We start from the raw sequence: 22,885 nt of genomic DNA on the forward strand, positions 1-22,885 counted from the left end.
TTGACAATAAGGAAGTTACCTAGCGGGAAATGGATTTGTGAATGTTATCCAACAGGGCGAACCGGCAAAAGAGTACGTAAACAATTCGCCACTAAAGGCGAAGCCGTTGCTTTTGAAAACTTCACGATGGAGGAAGTGGAAAATAAACCTTGGCTTGGTGAAAAAGTTGACCGGCGCAGGCTGTCAGAACTTATAGCCCTTTGGCATTCACTGTATGGGCAAACCTTAGCCGATCCGCGCCGTATGTCTGCCAAGCTAAAAATTATATGTGAAGGCCTTGGCGATCCAATAGCCAGCGAATTTAGCGCGGCGGATTTCACCTCATACCGTGAAAAACGCTTAAACGGATTGGTTCGCCTTCAAGATGGACAAATTCTACCCAAAGTAAAACCTCGGACGGTGAACCTAGAACAAAGCAACCTATCCGCCGTATTTGGAACCTTAAAGAAAATGGGGCATTGGAACGCTCCGAATCCGCTTTCTGGTTTACCTGCTTTTAAGATTGCGGAAAGCGAACTTTCATTCTTAGCACCAAACGAGATTAAACGCCTATTGGATGCCTGCGAAGAATCATTAAACCCTGATCTGATCACAGTTGCGAGAATTTGCCTTGCTACTGGTGCTCGCTGGAGTGAGGCCGAGGGTTTAAGCGGACACCAAGTTACCAAATATCGGATCACCTACACCAAAACCAAAGGCAAGAAGAATAGAACCGTTCCGATTTCGCAATCGCTGTACGATGAAATACCCAAGAAGCGCGGCCGCTTATTCAGCCCATGCCGTAAAGCATTCGAAAGAGCACTGAAAAGAGCAGGCATTGAATTACCAGAGGGCCAGTGCACCCATGTGTTACGCCATACCTTTGCCAGTCACTTTATGATGAACGGTGGAAACATCCTGGTCTTGAGAAATATTCTCGGTCATGCCGACATAAAAATGACAATGGTCTACGCACACTTCGCTCCGGATCATCTTGAAGATGCCGCAACTAAAAATCCATTGGCCGGGCTTAACTGGCACCCCAAATGTGGCGGCAAAATGGCGGCAGAGAACGCAAAGCAATACGAAACCCAACAAACAAAAACCAAATAACTCATTGATTAAAATACAAAACCATTGATTGTAAACACCATAAGATACTATGTAGTAATTTCGGACGGGGGTTCAAATCCCCCCAGCTCCACCAAATTTTGTTCTATAGAACGCCAAAGAAGTCCACTAAGCCCGCATGGCACAAGCCCTGCGGGCTTTTTTACGTCTACTGGTTGCTGTGGCGATCTTGTGGCTTCCACAACTTTTAGGTACCTTCTTAGGTACCCGAAAGGCAGGTACCCATCCAGCGGGTACCTAAATGATGGAGGTACCTATGGCACGGTTAACAAAACCCCTCACCGATACGGAGATCAAAGCCGCCAAACCACAGGAGGCGGATTACACACTGCATGACGGCGACGGTCTGCAACTGCTAATCAAAAGCAGCGGCAGAAAAGTCTGGCAGATGCGCTACTACCGGCCTTTAACCAAAAAGCGCGCAAAACTGACTTTTGGCCCTTATCCCGAAGTCACTCTGGCCGACGCCCGGCAACGCCGTACAGCGGCCCGCGCCCTGCTGGTAAAAGATATTGACCCTTATGAACACCAGCTTTCATTGCGCAAGCAAGCGCTGGAAACCCAATCCAACACCTTTAAGGTCGTTGCCGAACGCTGGCTACAGTTAAAAAAGAGCAGCGTCACCGCCGACTATGCCTCCGATATCCGGCGCTCCCTCGAAAAGGATATCTTTCCCGCCATCGGCGATATCAGCATTACGGACATTAAAGCGCGCACGCTGGTGCAGGCTATCCAGCCGGTGCAGGCCAGAGGCGCGCTGGAAACGGTAAGGCGGTTATGTCAGCGGATTAACGAGGTGATGATCTATGCCATGAACGTTGGTCTGATCGATGCGGCGCCCAGCGTCAATATCAGCAAGGCGTTCGAGAAACCGCAGAAAAAGCACATGCCCAGCATCCGCCCGGATCAACTACCGCAACTGATGCAAACGATGCGGCTGGCAAATATCGAGTTGCCGACCCGCTGTCTGTTTATGTGGCAACTTCTCACCCTCACCCGCCCTGTCGAAGCCGCTGAGACGCGCTGGCAAGAGATCGATCTGGACGCTAAAGAATGGCGCATTCCGGCCGAACGCATGAAAATGAAGCGGGTACATATCGTTCCGCTGTCAGAACAGGCGCTGGCGATTCTAGAACTTATGCGACCTTTAAGCAGCCACCGGGAATATGTTTTCCCCAGCCGCATTAAGCCGTTACAGCCAATGAATAGCCAGACGGTCAACGCCGCGCTAAAACGCGCCGGATTAGGTGGCATTCTGGTATCACACGGCATGCGCTCCATTGCCAGCACCGCGCTCAATGAGCAAGGCTTTCCGCCCGATGTCATCGAAGCCGCCCTCGCCCACGTAGATAAAAATGAAGTACGCCGGGCCTATAACCGCAGCGACTATCTGGAGCAACGCCGCCCCATGATGCAATGGTGGGCTGACTTTGTGAAAGCGGCGGACAACGGCAGCGTGCTGGAAGGCGGAGTCCGGGGACTTAAGGCGATTGGGTGATTGTATGAAGCCGTGTTTTCTCTCCCGCCTCACACCATAAACAAGTGATGGTGTGAGGCGGGAGACGCGTTATTTTTCTTTGCGTCGGGAACGCTCAAGATACAAATTCAGCACATCTTCTGCAAATTCATCGTCAACAATGTAAAAGTAGCACTCCGGCACATTGAGTACGCGGGCAAATTCACATACCAATTCAAACGTGGGTTTATGCGTGCCATTTTCATAATGAGACAAACGCGAATAGGCGGTAGCCTCTTCGATACCAGCCAGTACGCCGAGCTTCTCCTGCGTAAGATTCGCTCTTAATCTGGCCGCTTTCAAACGCTTAGGAATCATTCAGTTATTACCGGCAGTTAATGTATTGCGGTAATCTTTAGCATTCCTCAACATGGATTTTCTTTAGAGTTTATAAAGATGGCGACGCGCTTAGTGTGTACCCTGCCCTTATTTGCCATCTGGCGTGCATTGCCACCGTACGGTTTCACCGGCATACAGTTTCAGGATCGCTTCTGCAAAGCTATCGTCCACGGTGTAGAAATAGCTCTCTGGCACGTTCAATGCGTGTGCAAAGGCGCAAACCGTTTTGAACGATGGCGTATGCGTTCCGCTCTCATACTGCGAGAGACGAGAATAGGCCGTCTCTTCGCCAATCCCGGCTAATACGCCAAGCTGTTCTTGCGTCAGATTAGCCCGTAACCTCGCATTTTTAAGACGTTTAGGGATCATAAGGATCTGCCATCAATAACTGTATTGACAGAATCTTTAGCATTCCTTAAGATTCATTGTCTTTAGACTTCCTAAAGAAGAAACATAAAAACATGCCTGAGTCGGAAGAAGGCAACTTCGCTGACTCTGTCTTATGACTACTAACGAGGGTAACTTCCGATGACCGAACAAGACTGGCATCCGGCAGATATCATTGCTGGTTTAAGAAAGAAAGGCACAACGCTGGCTGCTGTTTCCAGAGACGCGGGACTCGCCTCTTCCACTTTGGCAAATACACTGACGCGCCATTGGCCTAAAGGAGAACGCTTAATCGCCGAAGCCTTGCATAAACGCCCCGAAGAGATCTGGCCTTCGCGTTATAACAGCGGACAGCATCAACAATACCGAGATGGAACCTCGGATTAGCCACTAAAAATTTACAAAATTTTTTTCATCCTGTTAGTGGATTTAGACGCTCCTTACTGGATTTCTATGGAATAGAAATCCAGTAAGGAGCCAACAAGCGCAGCGCGTTAGCCGCTTGATATACGGATTTTGGCGCAGTAAATTGTCAGTGCTACACCGCTGCTGCACGCAGCACTCCCATGTTGCCACGACCTTCAAGGCAACGCGCAGGACCAATCTGTGTGGTCGACTCCCAACCCGCCCCGCTACCCTTTTGCGGGTGATCGCTGCGGCGATGGTAGCTAACTTATCCCAACGCCTTAGGGCTGCATTCCGTTTGTTCTTCGTGAAGCAACTGCTTTTTGCATACGCATTGATGCGTACAACAACCTTTATAGCTGGCGCAACCGTCTGCGGCCTTTTGCTGCCTCAGCGAATGCATCCATGAGGCAGCGGCGTCACTTCACACGGCGGAAAGCCGTTGCAAGTGACGCCGCGAACGATCACTGCGCCAGCCCTTGCCCCACAGCGCTTTCCGGCGCGACCTGTCATCTGACGCACATTTTCTGCGTCAATTCTCATCAACCCACTTATCAGAGGAGGACTGAACCGATACCGAGGCAGGCTTTCAGCCTGAGGGGATTACCCTGCTGATGCAGGCGGCTGCACCGAGTGCATAACCGATATCCCCGCCATACCTCAACCGCTGCCGCTCCGGCGCGCAGGTATTGTTCAGTGCGGCACGGTTTCCTCGTGTCGTAAATCGCCGTGCGCCGGAGAACAGAGGTTATTGAGGATGGGGGGATAACATATGTCACGATTAAGTCTGGAAATGCAGACGCTGGCCCGACAGGCCGGCGGCAGCCATAAGACGGTTCATGACCGACTAAAGATTGCAGAGCGACTTGCCAGTCATCTGCTATCTTTGAATATTCAGATCCGCACGGTACAGCATCTGAAAGCAAAACATATCGAATGCTATATCGCCGAGCGGTTAGAACAGGGAATTACTCTGCGCACGTTGCATAACGAGATAGCAGCAGTGCGGGTGATGTTGCGCACCGCCGGGCGGGCTAAACTGGCTGATGCGGAACGGTTGAGCAACAAGGCGTTAGGGCTGGGTGGCGCCAGCCGGGACGGTACGCGGCAGGTGATTACGCCGGAACGCTATAAGGCGGCGCTGGCAACCCTGCAGCAGAAAGATGCAGGGTTAGCACTCACGCTGCAACTGGCACGAATGATGGGTTTGCGCTCACAGGAAGCGGTGCAGTGTTCGCAGTCGCTCAAGACGTGGGCCGCAGCGCTGGAGCGAGGCGACGAGCAATTAACGGTGGTATTCGGCACCAAAGGCGGACGGCCCCGGCAAACGCGGGTGCTGGATCGGGAAGCGTTAACGCAGACAGTGAATCAAGCGCTGGCGATAGCCGCTACTCGCAACGGTCGGCTGATTGATAAACCGGATCTGAAAAGCGCCATCAACCGCTGGCGCTCGCAAACGGCTCTGGCAGGACTAAAGGGGCAATATTCCCCGCACAGCCTGCGTTACGCATGGGCGCAGGATGCGATGTGCTATTACCGGCAGCAGGGGTTCAGTAACCGGGAAGCCAGCGCGCTGGTATCAATGGATTTAGGGCATGGAGATGGACGAGGGCGGTATGTGGAGCGGGTTTATGGGAAAGCGCTGTAGAGTGTCGTTGAATAAATCGGCGTGTTCTGACCCATGCTCGATCTGGCTCTTTTGCTGATCTGAGCGCAATCTAATCCGGCAGGCGGCTATGTGCCAAAAGCAGGCGTTAACTCATCTGTTTAGGTGGCCAAATTCAGTGTGCCACTTCAGTGTTAATCAATGGGGAGCAGGTCAGTGTTAATGAAAACCGGCCATGTTGACCGGTTTTTTTATGAGTTACTTGCTAATACGCTTAGCTAGGATAGAGGTGATTAAAGGAATGGTTTGAGCTGGATTACCCTCGTTAAAATTGGGGTTTTTCGCGTATGCATAGGGGAAAACGCTTTTATCAACTTCCCAGATGAACGAGTCAACAGCGATAACTTCAAAACCAGCCTGACTAAATACAAATTGATCGAAGTTTTCCTTTGTATCAGTGAAGTCACGTTCCTTGTCCGAGTTGACAAGACCAAAACTGCGCATACCTAACTGAATGTACTCAACTGACTCTATGCAAACATCTCGAGACACAATGATATCTTCTATCTTTTCACGATAAGACTTCATAAGTTCAGTTGGGTTTGGTTGGTTGGGAATACGCAGAATTTGATCTTCACCGCTACCACCAATAAACCAGCCAGTTATTACTTTTGGTTCGAAGTCGCGTATAGCCTGCTTGTCATCGTCACCCAAAGCATAAAAATCGCATTTGCGAATGTTGGGGCTGAATCCCAAACCGAGCAGATAATCGGTTGCCATCTGAATCAAATACTTATTGTTTTCGAGTGACAGAACGGCGTGGGACTTAAGCAGATGGCTGGTGCTTTGACCCGCGCCACAGCCGAATTCCAACACGTTACCATCAGGGGTAAACGCGGCCAGTTTTTTATATACATCAGATTTGTCTAACGAGTCTGACTCTTTCTTCCAAAGATCGGAATACGTCTTGTGTGTTGATAATTCAGGGATCATTTTGTTCTCTCTGTTGTGAAATGTGAATCGCCACTGATTCAATATACATGTCAGAGGTCAATATAGATGGCTTTGGTATGCTAACTCACAGTTTACACTAACTTCCGCACCTCGCTCATAGCCGCCTGATGGAACTCTTGCGGGCAACTCAATGCCAGGTATAGTCATTCGTACCCTGAGAGTTACACTTCTTAGTGATTCAGGGTATGCGCTTACTGGTTACGAATATTGTGCCAGAATCATGTGACTTGATGATTGCCGCTTTTCTTTCGAGCCAGTAGGTGCTCCACGTTCGCTAACGAATACTCAGGGCATGCAGATAAACTGCTGACTATATTTCTTTCGAAGAACGTGGAATGCATACCAATCCCCGATGAAAAGGAGTTGGTGATGACTGCGACTAATCAATTTGCTGCACATGTTGGTCTGGACTAGGCGGATAAAAAGCATGATGTCTGCGTTCAGTGTAAAAACGGTGAGCGCACATTCCATATAATTGAACACACGCCGGAAGCGCTTGATATCTGGCTCATCGGGTTGCACCAAAAGGTGAAAGGTAGGATCGCCATCGCCCTTGAGTTGAAAAAAGGCCCTGTGGTGTACGCTCTCCAGAAGTACCCTTTTGTCACTGTCTTTCCCGTGCACGCGCTATCGCTGGCCCGTTACCGGCAAACCTTATGGCCAAGTGGTGCGAAGGATGATCCACAGGATGCTGAGTTAGCTTTAGAGCTAATGCTACGTATCCCCAAAAAATAAAAGCCATAGAACCCGACAATGCGGATATTCGGTTACTTCAGCAGTTAGTTGAGCAGTGTCGATTGCTGGTCGAAGACAAACGCCGCTTTGTGAACAGGCTCATCAACACGCTTAAGCAGTATTATCCTCAGCCACTGGAGAGGTTCTCACACCGGGGCAGCTTGCTGTTGTGTGAACTGATTATACGGTGGCCCAGTCTGCAGCAACTGAAGCGTGCCAGGCGCGACACGATCCGCAACTTTCTGAATGCCAAAGGTGGCCGCGCCATGGTCCTTACCGGGCAGCGCGTTGCGAGTATTGATAACGCTATCCCATTGACAACAGATCAGAGTGTTATAGAGGCTAATGCTCTGATGGCAACAGCACTGGCGACACAAATTAAAGTCGTGAGCGAAATCATCCAAACCTATGACGAACGAATCGAAACGCTGTTTGACACATTGCCTGATGCAGGGGTGTTCAAATCACTTCCGAGTATGGGGCCGTGCATAGGCCCACGGATGCTTGCTGCGCTTGGTGATAACCGTGACCGATTTAACAGCGCTGAAGAAATTCAAAACTACGCAGGTATTGCACCGGTGACAGAACGAAGTGGCCAGAAATCTTGGGTTCACTGGCGATGGCAGTGTGCCAAGTTCGTCAGGCAGACCTTTGTTGAATGGGCTGCCAAGACGGTTAACTCATCATACTGGGCCCGGCTGTATTATCAGGGGTTGCGAGAAAAAGGAAAATCTCATCAGTCAGCGATCCGGGCTCTGGCATTCAAGTGGATAAGGATCATTTACCGCTGCTGGAAGACCAGAACCCACTACGACGAAGCGAAATATTTGCTGGCTCTTGAAGCGCGAAAATCGCCCTTACTGAAGGCATAAAAAGCTTGTCGAATGTCTCAGGGCGTGAAGCGGACAGTATGCATATCAACGGGGAAGGTCAAAACAAGTGCTTTATGTAGTCTAACTGCCTATTATCAATTTTATGCCAAGCTCCGTCTCTATCATTAAATCAATTTAAAAATCAATAAGTTATATTTTTTGGGTGTTTCTTAAACAATTCTGATAGCAAGATTTGATAGCTACTATCGTTCAAAAAAATCCTTGGTTGTGATAAAACATCTAGAACTAAATAGCTGCGCGGAATAGTAGATCACTTTGAGGGAACTCAGCCCGGATTGTGCGATCTGATCAATCGCCAAATATCCCAAACCACCAACCGGACTGAGCGATGCCGATCATAGCACCTATTCCCCGTGATGAACGACGCCTGATGCAGAAAGCGATCCATAAAACGCGTGATAAAAACCATGCCCCCAGGCTTACCGCCATGTTGATGTTACACCGCGGCGAGCGTGTCACCGATGTTGCCCGAACGCTCTGCTGCGCCCGTTCATCTGTTGGGCGCTGGATTAACTGGTTTACGCTGTCAGGTGTTGAAGGCCTGAAATCCTTACCCGCAGGGCGTTCCCGGCGTTGGCCCTTTGAGCATATCTGTACCTTGCTTCGTGAACTGATAAAACACTCTCCCGGCGATTTTGGTTATCAGCGTTCACGCTGGAGTACAGAGTTACTGGCAATAAAAATCAATGAGATAACCGGGTATCATCTGCACGCCGGAACAGTGCGTCGCTGGTTGCCGTCTGCCGGGCTAGTCTGGCGCAGAGCCGCACCAACATTGCGTATCCGTGACCCGCATAAAGAAGAAAAAATAGCGGAAACCCACAATGCGCTGGAGCAATGCAGCGCCGAAAATCCAGTGTTTTACGAGAATGAGGTGGATATCCATCTTAATCCCAAAATCGGCGCAGACTGGCAACTACGCGGGCAACAAAAACGCGTGGTTACGCCCGGTCAGAATGAAAAGTACTATCTGGCAGGGGCGCTGCACGGCAGCACAGGTAAAGTCAGCTATGTTGGTGGAAACAGTAAAAGCTCAGCCTTATTTATCAGCCTGTTAAAGCACCTTAAGGCGACGTACCGGCGGGCAAAAACGATAACGCTCATCGTGGATAACTATATTATCCATAAAAGTCGGGAAACGCAGCGCTGGCTGAAGCAAAATCCGAAGTTCAGGATAATTTACCAGCCAGTTTACTCGCCGTGGGTAAATCATGTTGAGCGGCTATGGCAGGCGCTTCACGAAACGATAACGCGCAATCATCAGTGTCGTTCAATGTGGCAGCTGTTGAAAAAGGTAAGACATTTTATGGAAACCGTCAGTCCATTCCCCGGAGGAAAACATGGTCTGGCAAAAGTGTAGCGGTATTCGGCGCAGCTATTTAGAATGTTCCAAAGATAAACTCGCATGAAAGATCATTTTTGTGCTTATTTAATATAATCGAAGAAATAATTGAGGTAGTGAAATGTCTGACTATTGTTTCTATACACATGACGCATTAGCTTTAGCAGAACGAGTAAATATAAAAGAACTAATCGATGATTTTGCTGAAAGGTATAAAAAGCAGACTTATGTTTTGTGCAAGCCTTTATCAAAAGAAGATGCATCATATGAATACAATGATGCCTTAGCTATTTTCTCCAGTGGAATGAAACCATGTTTAATAAACGCAGGGCATGATGAAGATAAATTTAATTATTACCTTGATGATTTTTTGGAGGATGTGTCATTCCTAGCCGAAAAATTCAAGTATAGGGAAAAAATAGGAAGAAAAAGAGACTGGGAAAAATATTTCCAGATAGTTGAACCTGAAAATTTAGATTTATCTTCATACCTAGTTGATAAAGTGCTAGCGAGACGTGTTGATCTTATTACATCATTAATTGTTGGTAGCATTAATGATGTGTCTAAGATAAAGTTAGAAACAGATAACCTACTTGATAGTGTCAAATCTAAAATAATTCTCTTCGATACAGATCAAACTAGTTTTGTATTTAAAACAGGTGCTGAGAAAAAATACGTAATCCAAGGTTTAGCTGGTTCAGGGAAAACTGAGTTATTACTACATAAAGTCAAAGAAATTTTTGCAAATGATTCAGAATCAAGAATAGCATTTACTTGTTTTAACAAAATTCTAGCATCCACCATGAAAAGCAGAATTCCTGAATTTTTCGATTTCATGAGGGTTGAACGGCAAATTGAGTGGAATACGAAACTTTTCTGTTTCCAGTCTTGGGGGAGTGGAAAGGATCCATACTCAGGAATGTATCGGTATATTTGTCATTTTTACAACATACCATTTGGTACTTATGGCTCAGGATCTTTAGATTATCACAGTCAAAAAGCAGTTGAATTTTTATCGAAACAAGATGTGAGTGATAAAGCATTTGATTATGTCTTCATAGATGAAAGTCAGGATTTCCCTGCTAGTTTTTTACAATTATGTGAAATGGTAACCGCCAAAAAGGTCTTTATCGCAGGTGATGTGTTTCAGAATATATTCAGGCCGATTGATGATGGCGTCAGTACAGCCAATATGGTGTTAAAAAAGTGCTATAGAACTGATCCTAAAAATTTAATGTTCTCCCATGCATTAGGTATGGGATTGTTTGAAAAACCTGTGTTGAGATGGTTGAAGCCCGAGGAATGGGATGCCTGTGGTTATAATTATAATGATAATGATGGAAGAGCACATCTGACACGTGATCCCTTACGACGATTTGAAGATATTCCCAATAACTACCCAAGTACTTCAATGCATTTATTAGAAGGTGACACTGACATCTCTGATGAAATTATTTCAATGATTCAAAGCATCAGGGATAGATATCCTACAACCGAGCAAGGCGACATTGCTGTTATTTTTATAGATAAGGCTAATTATATTTACGATGAGATATCAACACTAAGATTTAAAATAAAAAAACAATACGGCTGGGACTCCAACGTATCTTTTGAGACAAAAAACAGACTAACTGACAAGCTATTTATATCGAATATTAATAATGCTAAAGGATTGGAATTTCCTTTCGTTATTTGTTTTGCAAAACAATTACAATGTTATCCTGGTTTCAGAAATGCTCTTTACACAATGATGGCTAGGTCATTTTTAGAAAGCCATTTATTACTTAGCAATGATACAGATTCAAAAGTATTTAATGCTGTATCAACAGGTTTAGAAAAGTTGATATCAGATAACGAATTAAACGTCAGAATACCAACAGCTGAAGAAATTGAAAAACAGAAAGATCTGTTTATTCTAGCTGAGGGGATTTCTATTGAGAAATCTGTTAAACGTTACTGCGAGTCACGGAAAGCCACGCCTCGATTGGTTGCTAAAATTATCAGCACGGTATCTTCAATGTTAGAAGGAATAGATGATTATTCAGAAGAATATTTACTATCAATAATTGAGGCTGAATATATTAGGAATAAAAAACTATGAGTGTTTATTTATTCGCTAATATACCTAATTATCATCTTGCTGGCTTTCTGCCGGTAAGAGATTCGTATGACAATTTTCTTAATGTGCTGACTTTTATAGAGACAGTCAGCAGTTGCGGACATTGCCGCATAGAAAACGAAGCTGATTCGCAGTTTGCAATATTTACAGGTAATACTACTCGCATTTTAATTAAAAAAGAATTTGGCTATTATACTATGTTTCTGCCGTTTCAAATAATCGACTATGGGGGAAATATTAGTTTCAATTATGATGAATGTAACATGCCAGTAACCTCTCTTTTTATTTCTATAATGAGAAGTTGTGTTGAAGCTTGCCGTGATTATGGATATTCGCATGAGGATATTTTAGAAAATATCATGGTGAATTATAATACTGACTTCAGGGAGGCTGTTAATTATTGTGATATATTCACGACTTTGATAACTGAAGATCATGGGTATTTTAGATTCGATGATGATGAAGTGAATGAAAATGGTCGAGTTCATCCAAGATATCATTTTGACTTCTATTACAAGAACACTTCCTCGATTAAGGTTGGAATTGATAGAAATATCAATTTTGATTTTTTTAAAAATTTGTTTGATCGTGAAGCCGAAAGGCCGTATGTCATTTAACCATTTGAAAGCAGAAGTCGTTGTAATTATTTCAAACACATTAAATAATGTTCTTTTCCGGCCCAGTTTACTGGGCCTTATTGTTAAATGTTTCAGATTTGGTTTTCATGATTATATTCATTTACTCAAAGTAGCACGCCCGCATATTCCAATCATATATAGTTCATCTTTCTTATATATCATCAAGTAGATTCCCTGTGTTTTTATTAAATTTGAGGGTCCGAACTTCACTCATGCCAACCTTTTAAATCGCAATAACAGAAATGGGAATAATTTACTGGGTAGCTTGCAATCTAATCCAAAATATTATTTAAGTCGTCTATGTTTTTTCTCATTTCAGAAGTGCTCTCCTCTGATTGAAATGGTACGGGTTTTAGCATTCCAGAAATTTCTTTCGTTGTATCCCAAGTACCATAGTCAATACACTTAATGGTTTGTTTGTCAGACGTCATACCATAGTTTCTTGCATGCGGATCGTCTATCTCAACTGGCACCTGAGCGCCTGATTTTAGGGCGGGATCTAACTGTGTACATAATTTTTCCATAATCAGATATTTCCCTGACTTACTAATACTTAGAACCTGTGCAATGCAGTCGGTCACCCTAGAAAGTCCGTTTATAATGCTAGTAAAGTAAAAAGTTGCTTCATTTTCATTATGACTATACATCCCGGGCTTGGCTTCTTTTAATACTAAATCACTGATTCCCTTGACCTCAAATACACATCTTGCATGGCCACAATCAATACGATCACCTTTGATCGCCTCATATTCATGATCGGCTGACCTACATGCTGGAATCATACTTATCCTTAAAAATTCAAAGCACAGGTAAAGTGCCTGTTCTGTTTGTATGGCTGATTAATGCCGGGTTAGTAAATTCTCAATCAACTGAGAAAGATTACGTACTTCCGCTTTTCGCTCATAGCCGCCTGATGGAACTCTTGCGGGCAACTGAGTGCCAGAAGCAGATATTACAAACACTACCGTGTGTTAATCTATGGGGAGCAGGTCACTATGACTATAAAACATACAATTCGATTCCTCGGCTAAAAATATTTTTGCTACTCATGTCACAAATAAGTCCCACAGCCTCCACTTTAATCAGGCAAACAAAATTTTTAGGCCCACACTTAGGCCCATAGAACAAAAATTGAATCAGGAATAAGCCATACAATCAAATTAATAGGCAACCTATTCAACTCCCCCCAGCCCAAAAAGCGCGAAAAACTGACTTTTGGGCCTTATCCCGAAGTCACTCTGGACGACGCGCGGCAATGCCGCACTGCGGCCCGCGCCCTTCTGGTGCAGGCCAGAGGCGCGCTGGAAACGGTAAGGCGGTTATGACAGCAGATTAACGAGGTGATGATCTATGCGATAAACGTTGGCCTGATCGATGCGGCTCCCTGCGTCAATATCAGCAAGGCCTTCGAGAAACCGCAGAAAAAACACATACCCAGCATCCGCCCGGCTCAACTGCCGCAACTGATGCAAATGATGCGGCAGGCAAATATCGAGTTATCGACCCGCTGTCTGTTCATGTGGCAACTTCTCACCCTCCCCGCCCTGTCGGAGTGTAAGGAGCCGCTGAGACGCGTTGGCAAGAGATCGATCGGGACGCTAAAGAATGGCGCACTCCAGCCGAACGAATGAAAATGAAGCGGGAACATATCGTTCCGCTTTCGGAACAGGCGTTGGCAATTCTGACGCTAATGAAGCCCTTAAGCAGCCATCGGGAATATGTTTTTCCCAGCCGCATTAAGCCGTACAGCCAATGAATAGCCAGACGGGCACCTGATACCAGCAGTTGCAAACACTTCATCAGGCTGACTTCACTGGCGTCCGGGTTAACGTAAAGGCAATGTTGCTGACCATTCTCAGTAAAAGCATTTTGAATATGTTCATACCATGGGAATTCTGTATCGTAAGCTGAGTGGTATTGCAGTGCACTGCCGCACAAGGTGGCGGGTATAATGGCCATTAGCTACGGTCTGTGCCGTTCTGGCACCGGTCAGGCGGCCTTTACCGGCCGCTCCGATATCGGTATTGAGGTAAGCACCCGCAATGTGGAATTGGTGATAGGGGATGAATAAATCGGTATTGTCCTAAAAAATGGATCATACTAGAGTGCTCGATAATTCAGCTGTAAAATGGCCTGCAAAAAAATAGGGACGTTATGTTATGCAAATTTGCAGGATGGATTACAACGATGTATCAGCAGACCGGAGAAAGCTGAAACTTCATGTTTATAGCGTGGGCACCTTTCCGGTTTTCTCTGGGATAGAGCCAGTAACAAATATTGCAGAGTGTGCTTTTAAAAGGAATGCAGCTTTACCCGTGGGGACGTATTGGATCGTTGATGCACCAGAAGGTAGTTTAACTAATCGAGTGATCAGAGCAGTAAAAGACTTCAAGAACGGTACAAACCATGCTGAATGGTTCGGTTTATATAATGCATCAACAATGAGCGATCACGTTTTTGTCAATGGCGTCGATAGGGGATCTTTTCGACTCCATCCGCTTCGGCCTAATGGGGAAAGGGAATCATGGGGATGCATTACTTTCTATAACATCCCAGATTTCAGTCTTGTTAGGCAATCACTGCTGGGGCGAAAAAAAATTCGTGTTCCAGGCGGGAAAGGGTTAATGGCATATGGCCGGGTAGATGTAATGGGGCGGACTGACTATGCGTCATGCAAAATTAATTACTAACGTGTTGTTTTTTCTGCTCTGCCTGGTAGTTTCATTTTTTATTGTGCTATTCCCATTGGGCGGGCTATTGGATCATTTATCTGAGATTAGCAATGCGTTCCTGAATAGAACAGGATTGGGGTTTGCCGATGGGGATGCTGATCCGTCATTTCTTTGGGTGCTTATAGTTCTCATGCTGATTGTGACAGGATTCCTGATGCTGATTATCCAAAAAATACGCCGAAAGCATTGACTACTTCAAGGCGATAACTCGCGTTTATATGGCCCACGACGGGGCCTCAACCACCAGCAGCGCTGAAATTCCCGGCCGGCAGATTTTTCTGCCACCCGAATTATTTAGAGTATATATTTTTATTCCTGGTGAAAATTAGCCAGATAAAGAAACAATCACATCATTGCGCAATTTACTAATATGCGTTCTCATCGCCTCGACGCTTTTTACCGCATCGCGCTGAGTCAGGTAATGAATAATATCCTGATGCTCGACATGATTTTCACTCTGGCGATGCAGTGGGCTGTGCAGGCGAAACAGCCGCACATTAATGCGCAGCTTTTCCAGCATTTGCACCAGCACTTTATTGCCTGAGGATTCGGCGATAAAATTGTGCAGCCGGTCGTCAAAGCGCCAGTATACATGTTCCTCATGCTCGCCAGACATCAACGCCTGCAGTTCGCTGGCATACTGGCCGAGTTCGTCCAGGTCGATACGTTCTACCGCGCGGCTTACCGCCTCGCACTCCAGCACCTCGCGCAGCGCCATTGTGTCCAGATATTCTTTAATATCCACGGAACGCACCGCATAAGAGCGAGCGCCGCGCCTCACCAGCAGATTCTCGCCCGCCAGTCGGACCAATGCTTCACGCATCGGCGTGCGCGATACCTGCAATTCATCAGCCAGCCGCGATTCAGACATCTCGCTGCTGCCCGGAATTTTCCTTTCCAGAATCAACTCCCGCAGCAGCAGGTAAACCTGCTCAGAAAGACTGGCTGATTTCAGATAAAGTGGCTTAGCCGCCATAATCGCGGCAAGCACGTGATCCTGATAGTCTGACATGGAACATGTTTACCTGTGTCCATAAAAGTAAGGGCCTAAGTGTAACGAATTATATGGCCGGAGGGAAAGGCGCCGCGCAGGGTAAAAAGCGCCCGTCGCCCGCCTGGCCACAAAAAGCCCCATCGGCCCATACTAGTTTGCCGCGCGCCAGCGTGATCGATGGCCAGGCGCGCAGCGCCTTACCCTCATACGGCGTGTAATCGGCGGCCGAATGCAGATCCGCATGGCGGATCGTTTTATCGCTCTGCGTATCCCAGATAACAATATCCGCATCGGCGCCGATCGACAGCGTGCCCTTCTGCGGATACAGCCCATACAACTTTGCGGGCGCCGTCGCGGTCAGCTCGACAAACCGCTGTGGCGTCAGCCTGCCGCTCAGTACCCCTTCGCTCATCAGTAACGGCATACGCGTTTCCAGCCCCGGAATACCGTTGGGCACTCGATCGAACGAGGCGTTATCGCCATGCAGTTTCTTGCCGTGCGGATCGTCATAGTTATAGGGCGAATGATCGGACGAAAAAATGCTAAAGGTGCCATTGGTCAGCCCGGTCCAGATCGCATTTTGGCTGTCGGTATCGCGAGGCGGCGGGCTACAGATACATTTCGCGCCGTGGAAATGATCGTCGATCCCCAGATCTTCTGCGGTCAGGAACAGATACTGTGGACAGGTTTCAGAGAAAATATTCAGCCCCTTGCCACGCGCCCAATAGATCTGCTCCAGCGCAGAGCGGCTGGAGACGTGCACCAGTAAAATCGGTACATCGACCAGTTCGGCCAGCGAAATCGCCCGGTGCGTCGCCTCCCTCTCACCGATCGCGCTATGCGCAACGGCATGGAAACGCGGCGCGCTCTTACCCTGCTTTAACAGACGTTCAGTCAGCCAACTGATGCAGTCGTCGTTCTCCGCATGGATCATGCTAAGCGCCCCCAGTTTGCGCGACGCGTCCAGCACGTCAAGAATGTCGCGATCTCTGAGTTTCAGCGCGTCATAGGTCATGTAAATTTTAAATGAGCTATAGCCGGACGCCACCATGCGTGGCAGTTGTTCATTCACCACTTCAGGCGCGGCGTCGCTGATGATCAGGTGGAAGGCATAGTCGATACAGGCCTTACCGTCGGCGCGCCGATGGTAATCGGCCACCGCGTCATCCAGGCTTTGCCCCTTAAACTGCATGGCGAACGGGATCACTGTCGTGGTGCCGCCGCAAGCGGCCGAGCGGGTGCCAGTGAGAAAGTCGTCGGAACCGACAGAGCCGTCGGCCGAAGGCTGATCGAGATGACAATGCGCGTCTACCCCGCCCGGCGTCACCATCCGCCCCGCCGCGTCAATGGTCTGTTCCGCTAGCGCCGGATCAAGCCGTTCGCCAATGGCGGCAATCCGCCCCTGATGAATACCGATATCGCCGATAAAGCGATCCGCCGCAGTTACGATGTCGGCCCGGCGGATGATCAGATCATATGCTTTCATTAGCGCGTCTCGTTATTTAATGTGTTGCCGGCGCCGATTGCCGCCCCGGCCTTTTCGTCCTTCGGCGTATGCTCGCTGCGGTAAGCGTTAGCGTAATGTCGCTCAATGCGGCGCTGTATCAGATCCCACAGCGTGGTCAGAATCAGGTAATAAGTGGCGGCCACCATAAACAGCTCCAGCACCATAAACTTTTCCTGAATCAGCATCTGCGTACGGCGCAGCAGCTCTTCCATCGAGATCACCGAGGCAATCGAGGTGGTTTTCAGCAAGCCGTTGAAACTGTTGCCAAGAGACGGCAGGATCAGCCGCATCGTCTGGGGAAAGATAACGTAGCGCAGCACGCCTACACCGCCGAACCCCAGCGCTTTCGCCGCGTTGATCTGGCCGCGCGGGACCGCCTGCACGCCGCCGCGGATAATCTCGGCCAGATAAGCGGCCTCGTTCAGAATTAGGCCAATCAGCACCGCCTCCACAACGGTAAAGCGAATACCTATCTGCGGCAGGCCGGTATAGATGATGATTAACTGCACCAGCAATGGCGTGCCGCGGAATATCCATGTATAGAATTTGGCCGTCTGGCTCAACCAGACTATCGGGGAGAGGCGGGAGAAAGCGAGTAACGCCCCCAGCAGTAGGCCTCCGACCATCCCCACCAGGGTAAGACAGATGGTATAAACAACACCCATCATTAAATAATGATTGAACAGGTACTCGAAGTAGCCTGCCCAGCTCCAGCCGTGATTCATTGCTCATCTCTCCCGTAAGGCAGTTACAAGGAAGGGCCGTGAACGGTAAAAGTTCCGGACGTCGTTTGCGCATTAAAGCGTTTGAACAGGGCATCCAGGCTGCCATCGGCACGCATCTCGTTTAGGACTTTCGCCGTGGCCTCCGCCAGGGCGCGATCGCGGAACGCAAGAGAAACCGGCGTTGGCTCCAGGCCGGAAATCACCTGGCGAAACTGTCCCTGCCGCTGGTATTCATTGGCCACAGCATCCAGGCTGATCACTGCGTCCACTTGGCCGGCGCGCAGCGCCTGAAAAGCGATGGCGAAGTTATCAAACGTGAGGATCTCGATCGGCTTGAGCTTTTTAGCCTGCAGCTCGGCGCTGACACGGCGGATCGCTTTTTCTTCAAAACCGCCGATCTCCACGCCCACGCGCTTACCGGCCAGATCCTCAGGCTTGCTGATGCTGGCGGGGTTATCCGGCATCGTCGACAGGCCTACTGACTGATTTTCATACGGGATCATCCACATGATTTTGGCGCGTTCCGGCGTAAAGAAAATACCGGTATTGATCATGTCCCAGCGGCCGCCCTGCAGCCCAGGCACCATGGCGGAAAACTCGATACGAATATAGTTGGGCTCAAGGCATAGCCTCTTCGCAATCTCTTTGCCCAGCTCGATACGCATCCCCTTCAGTTGGCCAGTGTTATCAACAAACTGTAAAGGCGGCAGCGTCGGGTTAGTGGACATATTTAACTGACCGGGAACGATCAGCTGCGCGCCGGCTGGCGCGCTACAGGCGGCGGCGAAAGATCCCGTGCTAACCAACAGCCCGGACAGCGCAACAGCGTGAAGCAAAGCAGACAATTTTTTCATATCGTTTTCCCCAGTAATGAACAAAGAGAGAATCGGTTACTGCATATTGATGCTATTAAGCACACCGAGCTTATCCAGCGCCTGGCGCAACGCCTGTTGGGCGGATGCCTCCAGCGGCAAACGCGGCGCGCGCGGATCGCCGACCGGCAGACCGAGCATATCGAGCCCGGCTTTGCTGGCCGAAACATAGAATGGCCCGCCCACGGCCCGGACGACAGGCACGATCTGTTTATAAATCGCCAGCGCTTCGTCGCGGTTCTGCCGGTCCACCGCAGCTTCAAACATCTGAGCGCACAGTTGCGGCAGCAAATTAGAGGCGACGGCAATCCAGCCGCAGGCGCCCAGCCAGAAGGATTCATAACCGAGAATGCCGGCAAATACGTTCATTTTGTCGCCGCACAGTTCGATGATGTCGCGCACCCGGGTGACTTCCAGCGTCGATTCCTTGATGTAATTCACCGTATCAATCTGCGCCAGCCGCGCGACCAATTTGGGTTGCAGATCAACATTCGCCGTAGCCGGGTTGTTGTAGATCATGATCGGGATGCTGATCGCTTCGCCGACTTTGCGGTAATGGGTGAAGAGCTCATCGTCATTCGGGCAGCTATAGAACGGCGGAATGATCATCACGCCATCCGCACCCATCGTCTCCGCTTCGCGGCTGAGTTCGATACAGTCGCGGGTCCATTCAGCCCCGGTGCCCATTAGCACGGGCACACGCCCTCTGCTGGTGCGAATCACCGTTTCGGTGACCAATTGTCGCTCTTCCCGCGTCATCGACAAAAACTCGCCGGTGCTACCAAGCGGAATAAGCCCATGAATTCCCTGTTCTATTTGCCATTCCACCAGCCGTTCCAATGCTGGCACGTCAATTGCTGCTCCATCCGGAGTAAATGGAGTGACTAAAACCGTATAGGTACCGCGAAAAGTTTCCATCGTTCTGTCCAAATGTAAATGAGGTTATTGCATACGAAGTGTATACGTATACAATGTGTATGCAACCTTTTTTTGGACAGGATCAAATGCGCCTTATTCATCCCTCAATTGAATGTGATTCTCCGACGATCCAGATCTGGTTCAACGGCACCCCGATTCCCGCCCAGCAGGGGGAAACCATCGCCGCCGCGCTGGCAAGGGCCGATCTGGTTAGCATTCGCCAGACTCAGAGCGGCGATCGTCGGGGGCTATACTGCGGCATGGGTGCCTGTTTCGAGTGCGTGGTGGAAGTCGACGGCTGTCCTGGGCAACGCAGTTGTATGACCAAAGTCGCGAACGGCATGCGGATCAACAGTGCGCCGTCCGCCCTTGACCAGCGCCAGGCGCTGAGCAATACGCCGTACGAAAATGAACCGCCGCTGGAAACCTGTGATGTGCTGGTGGTGGGCGCGGGGCCAGCGGGGCTCTCCGCCGCGCTGGCCGCCGCGCGCCAGGGTGCGAAAGTCTGTGTCCTCGACGAACGGGCGCAAAGCGGCGGGCAGTTCTATAAACCGCTGGCGCCGTCGCACCGCTTTGTCCGCCGGGTGCCGGCGCAATTCGCCAATGGACTCTCCCTCCTTACACAGTTGAAGGATGTTGGCGTTACCCTGTATCAGAACACTACCGTCTGGGGCGCCTTTGCAGCCGATGAAATCGCGGTGTTGATCGATGGTAAAGCGAGATTGTTCCGTCCCCGTAAACTGATCATCGCTGCCGGCGCCTATGAACGGCCGGTGCCCTTTCCCGGCTGGACCCTGCCGGGCGTCATGACCACCGGTGCGGCGCAAACTTTATCGCGGGCTTACCAGGTTATGCCCGGCCAGCGTATCGCGATCAGCGGCAATGGCCCGCTGAATCTACAGCTAGCGGCCGATCTGACCGCCGGCGGTGCCAGCGTGTGCGCGCTGTTGGAAACCGCACCCCGGCCCGGCCTGAAAGACAGCGTACAGGCATTGAGGCTACTGAAAAATGCGCCGGACCTGATCGCCGAGGGGCAGAAATATATCGCGCGACTGAAACTGGGCCGCGTACCGATGTACTGGGGGCAGACAGTGATTGCCGCGCACGGCGCCGAACTGCTCGAGGCGATCACCGTTGCCCGGCTTGATCCGTCCGGCCAGGTCGTGCCAAGCAGCGAGCGCCGTATCGAGTGCGATGTGCTCTGCCTTGGCCACGGTTTTATTCCTTCCACCGAGCTGGCGCGCATGCTGGGCTGCGAGCAATACCTGCGCGACACCCCGTTCAGTACGCCAGCCATTAAAACCGATCCTGCCGGCGCCAGCAGCGTCGACGGGGTGTTCGTGGTGGGCGACGGCGCGGATCTGGGCGGCTCCCGCGTGGCGTTAGCCCGCGGCACGCTGGCCGGACTGGCCGCCGCCGCCGCGCTGGGGCTTGGCGACAATGCGCCAGCTCGCCGCCAGGCGGAAGCGAAGCTGCGGCGGGCGGAAGATTTTCAGCGCGCGCTGTGGCGTATCTACCAGGCGCCGCCCGTTAGTCTGTCCCATCTGCCAGACGACACGCTGATCTGCCGCTGTGAAAATATCACCCTTGGCCAGCTTCGCAGCCAGATAAAACAGGGCTATGACACGCCCGGCATGCTAAAACGCAATACCCGGCTCGGTATGGGCCCCTGCCAGGGGCGCTACTGTTCCGGCGTCGCTGCCCGCTTAATCAGCGAAATGACCGGGCGCCAGCCCGACGTGGAAGGATTTTTCTCCCCCCGAGTGCCGGCCAAACCCGTTCCTATCGCCGCCCTAACATTCGAAAAACCGGAATGGGGCGGCCACTTCCCGGCCATCACCCCCAACCTCGCCCGGCCGGTGGTCAACGACACGCTGCCAGAACAATCTGTCGACATCCTGACCATCGGCGCCGGCGTGCTGGGCAATTGCCTGGGCTATTACCTGGCCAGTCAGGGCGCCGACGTTCTGGTGATCGACCGCGATGAGGCCAATATGCAGGCTTCGGGCGCCAATGCCGGCAGTCTGCATGTCCAATTATTGTCGTTTGATTTCGGCCAGAAAGCGCAGGCCGGCGGCGGCCCGGCAGCCCAGACGCTGCCGCTCGGCCCACACGCCATCCGTCAGTGGCAAATGCTGGAAGCGTTGAGCGGCGAGTCGCTGGAGATCAAAATCACCGGCGGTCTGATGGTCGCGGACAGCGAACAAGGGCTGCGTTTCCTTGAGCAAAAAATCCGCATGGAGCGCAGCTACGGCATTGAGGCGGAACTGCTGGGCCAGGCGGATCTGCTGCGTCTTTCGCCGCACCTTGCGCCAACGCTGAAAGGGGCGGAATTCTGCCCCTTGGAGGGAAAAATCAACCCGTTGCGCGCCACCTATGTGGTTGGCCGTCTGGCTCGGCAACAGGGAGCGCGCTTCCAACGCGGCACCAACGTTTTGTCGATAGAAACGCTGCGCGAAGGCGGCTATCGCGTCACTACCAGCCGCGGCGTTATCCGCGCCCGGAGGCTGGTCAACGCCGCAGGCGCCTGGGCCGGCAGCGTCGGTCAGATGGCCGGTATTAACGTTCCGGTACGCGGCGCACCGCTGCAGATGATCGTGACTGAGCGGGCACCCAAAATGATCGACCACCTGATCGCCCATGCCGACCGCCATTTAAGCCTGAAACAGACCGTCAACGGCGGCCTGCTGATCGGCGGCGGCTGGAGCGCGGGCTTTTCCGCCGATATGCGCATGAATTACGCCCTGCGCCGCAGCATCGAAGGCAATTTATGGGTCGCCGCCAACGTGCTGCCGCCGTTGCGCGGGCTGCATATGCTGCGCAGCTGGGCCGGCATGAACGTCAACATCGACGGCGCGCCGATCATCGGCGAGGTGCCCGGCAAACCGGGCTTCTTCAACGCTGTGACCTCGAACGGCTACACGCTGGCGCCGATTGTCGCCCGCATCGTGGCCGATCTGATGACCCGCGGGCATACCGACATCGATATTTCCCCCTACCTTATTGAGCGTTTCAACTAAAGAGGCCGTATTG

General features: G+C 50.2%; 18 protein-coding genes and 3 pseudogenes. 11 read left to right on the forward strand and 10 right to left on the reverse strand.

Annotated elements, in window-relative coordinates; genetic code table 11:
* Window positions 1–1,092: a site-specific integrase gene (locus AC559G_RS11545; protein WP_498912642.1), complete on the forward strand. Its 1,092-nt coding sequence runs from the start codon at window positions 1–3 to the stop codon at window positions 1,090–1,092.
* A gap of 274 nt (window positions 1,093–1,366) precedes the next feature.
* Complete coding sequence (locus AC559G_RS11550) at window positions 1,367–2,608, forward strand: integrase (protein ID WP_498912643.1); 1,242 nt, start codon at window positions 1,367–1,369, stop codon at window positions 2,606–2,608.
* 69 nt (window positions 2,609–2,677) lie between these two features.
* On the opposite strand, the gene AC559G_RS11555 is transcribed toward AC559G_RS11550, so the two are convergent.
* Window positions 2,678–2,944, reverse strand: a complete 267-nt coding sequence (locus AC559G_RS11555; protein ID WP_201963150.1) for a helix-turn-helix transcriptional regulator — start codon at window positions 2,942–2,944, stop codon at window positions 2,678–2,680.
* Between the two features lie 108 nt (window positions 2,945–3,052).
* Window positions 3,053–3,334: a helix-turn-helix domain-containing protein gene (locus AC559G_RS11560; RefSeq protein ID WP_498912644.1), complete on the reverse strand. Its 282-nt coding sequence runs from the start codon at window positions 3,332–3,334 to the stop codon at window positions 3,053–3,055.
* Between the two features lie 159 nt (window positions 3,335–3,493).
* Between AC559G_RS11560 and AC559G_RS11565 the strand changes: the two genes are divergently transcribed.
* Window positions 3,494–3,739, forward strand: a complete 246-nt coding sequence (locus tag AC559G_RS11565; protein WP_048636100.1) for a helix-turn-helix domain-containing protein — start codon at window positions 3,494–3,496, stop codon at window positions 3,737–3,739.
* Window positions 3,740–4,529: 790 nt separating this feature from the next.
* Window positions 4,530–5,405 (forward strand): integrase domain-containing protein, encoded by an 876-nt coding sequence (locus AC559G_RS11570; protein ID WP_498912645.1) that lies wholly within the window; start codon window positions 4,530–4,532, stop codon window positions 5,403–5,405.
* Between the two features lie 216 nt (window positions 5,406–5,621).
* Here AC559G_RS11570 and AC559G_RS11575 read toward each other — a convergent pair whose 3' ends face one another.
* On the reverse strand, window positions 5,622–6,356 hold the full coding sequence (locus AC559G_RS11575; RefSeq protein WP_498912646.1) for an O-methyltransferase: 735 nt from the start codon (window positions 6,354–6,356) through the stop codon (window positions 5,622–5,624).
* A gap of 390 nt (window positions 6,357–6,746) precedes the next feature.
* Between AC559G_RS11575 and AC559G_RS11580 the strand changes: the two are divergent.
* The 4 genes and pseudogenes from AC559G_RS11580 to AC559G_RS11595 all read left to right on the forward strand — a co-directional run bounded on the left by AC559G_RS11580 (window position 6,747) and on the right by AC559G_RS11595 (window position 12,083).
* A pseudogene (locus AC559G_RS11580) lies at window positions 6,747–7,984 on the forward strand (IS110 family RNA-guided transposase).
* A 349-nt stretch (window positions 7,985–8,333) separates the two neighbouring features.
* Window positions 8,334–9,365: an IS630 family transposase gene (locus AC559G_RS11585; RefSeq protein ID WP_498912647.1), complete on the forward strand. Its 1,032-nt coding sequence runs from the start codon at window positions 8,334–8,336 to the stop codon at window positions 9,363–9,365.
* 103 nt (window positions 9,366–9,468) lie between these two features.
* Window positions 9,469–11,448, forward strand: a complete 1,980-nt coding sequence (locus AC559G_RS11590) for a DEAD/DEAH box helicase (RefSeq protein WP_498912648.1) — start codon at window positions 9,469–9,471, stop codon at window positions 11,446–11,448.
* Window positions 11,445–12,083: an STM2766 family helicase-associated protein gene (locus AC559G_RS11595; protein ID WP_498912649.1), complete on the forward strand. Its 639-nt coding sequence runs from the start codon at window positions 11,445–11,447 to the stop codon at window positions 12,081–12,083. The genes AC559G_RS11590 and AC559G_RS11595 overlap by 4 nt, the downstream gene beginning before the upstream one ends.
* A gap of 293 nt (window positions 12,084–12,376) precedes the next feature.
* Here the strand turns inward: AC559G_RS11595 and AC559G_RS11600 are convergent, their stop codons facing one another.
* Window positions 12,377–12,886 carry a hypothetical protein gene (locus tag AC559G_RS11600; RefSeq protein WP_498912650.1) on the reverse strand — a complete coding sequence of 170 codons (510 nt, stop codon included), beginning with the start codon at window positions 12,884–12,886 and terminating at the stop codon, window positions 12,377–12,379.
* A gap of 402 nt (window positions 12,887–13,288) precedes the next feature.
* On the opposite strand from AC559G_RS11600, the pseudogene AC559G_RS11605 reads away from it, so the two are divergent.
* A pseudogene (locus tag AC559G_RS11605) lies at window positions 13,289–13,871 on the forward strand (tyrosine-type recombinase/integrase); the annotation flags it as partial.
* A 24-nt stretch (window positions 13,872–13,895) separates the two neighbouring features.
* On the opposite strand, the pseudogene AC559G_RS11610 reads toward AC559G_RS11605, so the two are convergent.
* Window positions 13,896–14,063 (reverse strand): annotated as a pseudogene (locus AC559G_RS11610) (DUF7828 domain-containing protein); the annotation flags it as partial.
* A 215-nt stretch (window positions 14,064–14,278) separates the two neighbouring features.
* Here AC559G_RS11610 and AC559G_RS11615 point away from each other — a divergent pair.
* Entirely contained in the window at window positions 14,279–14,794 is a 516-nt protein-coding gene (locus AC559G_RS11615; protein WP_498912651.1) for a DUF2778 domain-containing protein, read from the forward strand.
* A 367-nt stretch (window positions 14,795–15,161) separates the two neighbouring features.
* Here the strand turns inward: AC559G_RS11615 and AC559G_RS11620 are convergent, their stop codons facing one another.
* Genes AC559G_RS11620 through dapA form a run of 5 tightly spaced genes read right to left on the reverse strand, consistent with a single transcriptional unit; the run spans window position 15,162 to window position 19,852 of the window.
* Window positions 15,162–15,848: a GntR family transcriptional regulator gene (locus AC559G_RS11620; RefSeq protein WP_498912652.1), complete on the reverse strand. Its 687-nt coding sequence runs from the start codon at window positions 15,846–15,848 to the stop codon at window positions 15,162–15,164.
* A gap of 49 nt (window positions 15,849–15,897) precedes the next feature.
* Window positions 15,898–17,316, reverse strand: coding sequence for an amidohydrolase family protein (hydA, locus tag AC559G_RS11625; RefSeq protein ID WP_498912653.1), 1,419 nt, complete (start codon window positions 17,314–17,316; stop codon window positions 15,898–15,900).
* A complete protein-coding gene (locus AC559G_RS11630; protein ID WP_498912654.1) occupies window positions 17,316–18,062 on the reverse strand; it encodes an amino acid ABC transporter permease in 747 nt (248 codons plus the stop codon). The genes hydA and AC559G_RS11630 overlap by 1 nt, the downstream gene beginning before the upstream one ends.
* 23 nt (window positions 18,063–18,085) lie before the next feature.
* Window positions 18,086–18,916, reverse strand: coding sequence for an ABC transporter substrate-binding protein (locus AC559G_RS11635; protein WP_279026344.1), 831 nt, complete (start codon window positions 18,914–18,916; stop codon window positions 18,086–18,088).
* A 36-nt stretch (window positions 18,917–18,952) separates the two neighbouring features.
* Window positions 18,953–19,852, reverse strand: coding sequence for a dihydrodipicolinate synthase family protein (gene dapA / locus AC559G_RS11640; protein WP_498912655.1), 900 nt, complete (start codon window positions 19,850–19,852; stop codon window positions 18,953–18,955).
* Between the two features lie 86 nt (window positions 19,853–19,938).
* On the opposite strand from dapA, the gene AC559G_RS11645 reads away from it, so the two are divergent.
* The gene (locus tag AC559G_RS11645) at window positions 19,939–22,872 is read left to right on the forward strand and encodes an FAD-dependent oxidoreductase (RefSeq protein ID WP_498912656.1); all 2,934 of its coding nucleotides are present in this window, start codon (window positions 19,939–19,941) and stop codon (window positions 22,870–22,872) included.
* Window positions 22,873–22,885: the final 13 nt, after the last annotated feature.

This window comes from Gibbsiella greigii (assembly GCF_039540155.1).
GTDB classification, from domain to species: domain Bacteria; phylum Pseudomonadota; class Gammaproteobacteria; order Enterobacterales; family Enterobacteriaceae; genus Gibbsiella; species Gibbsiella quercinecans.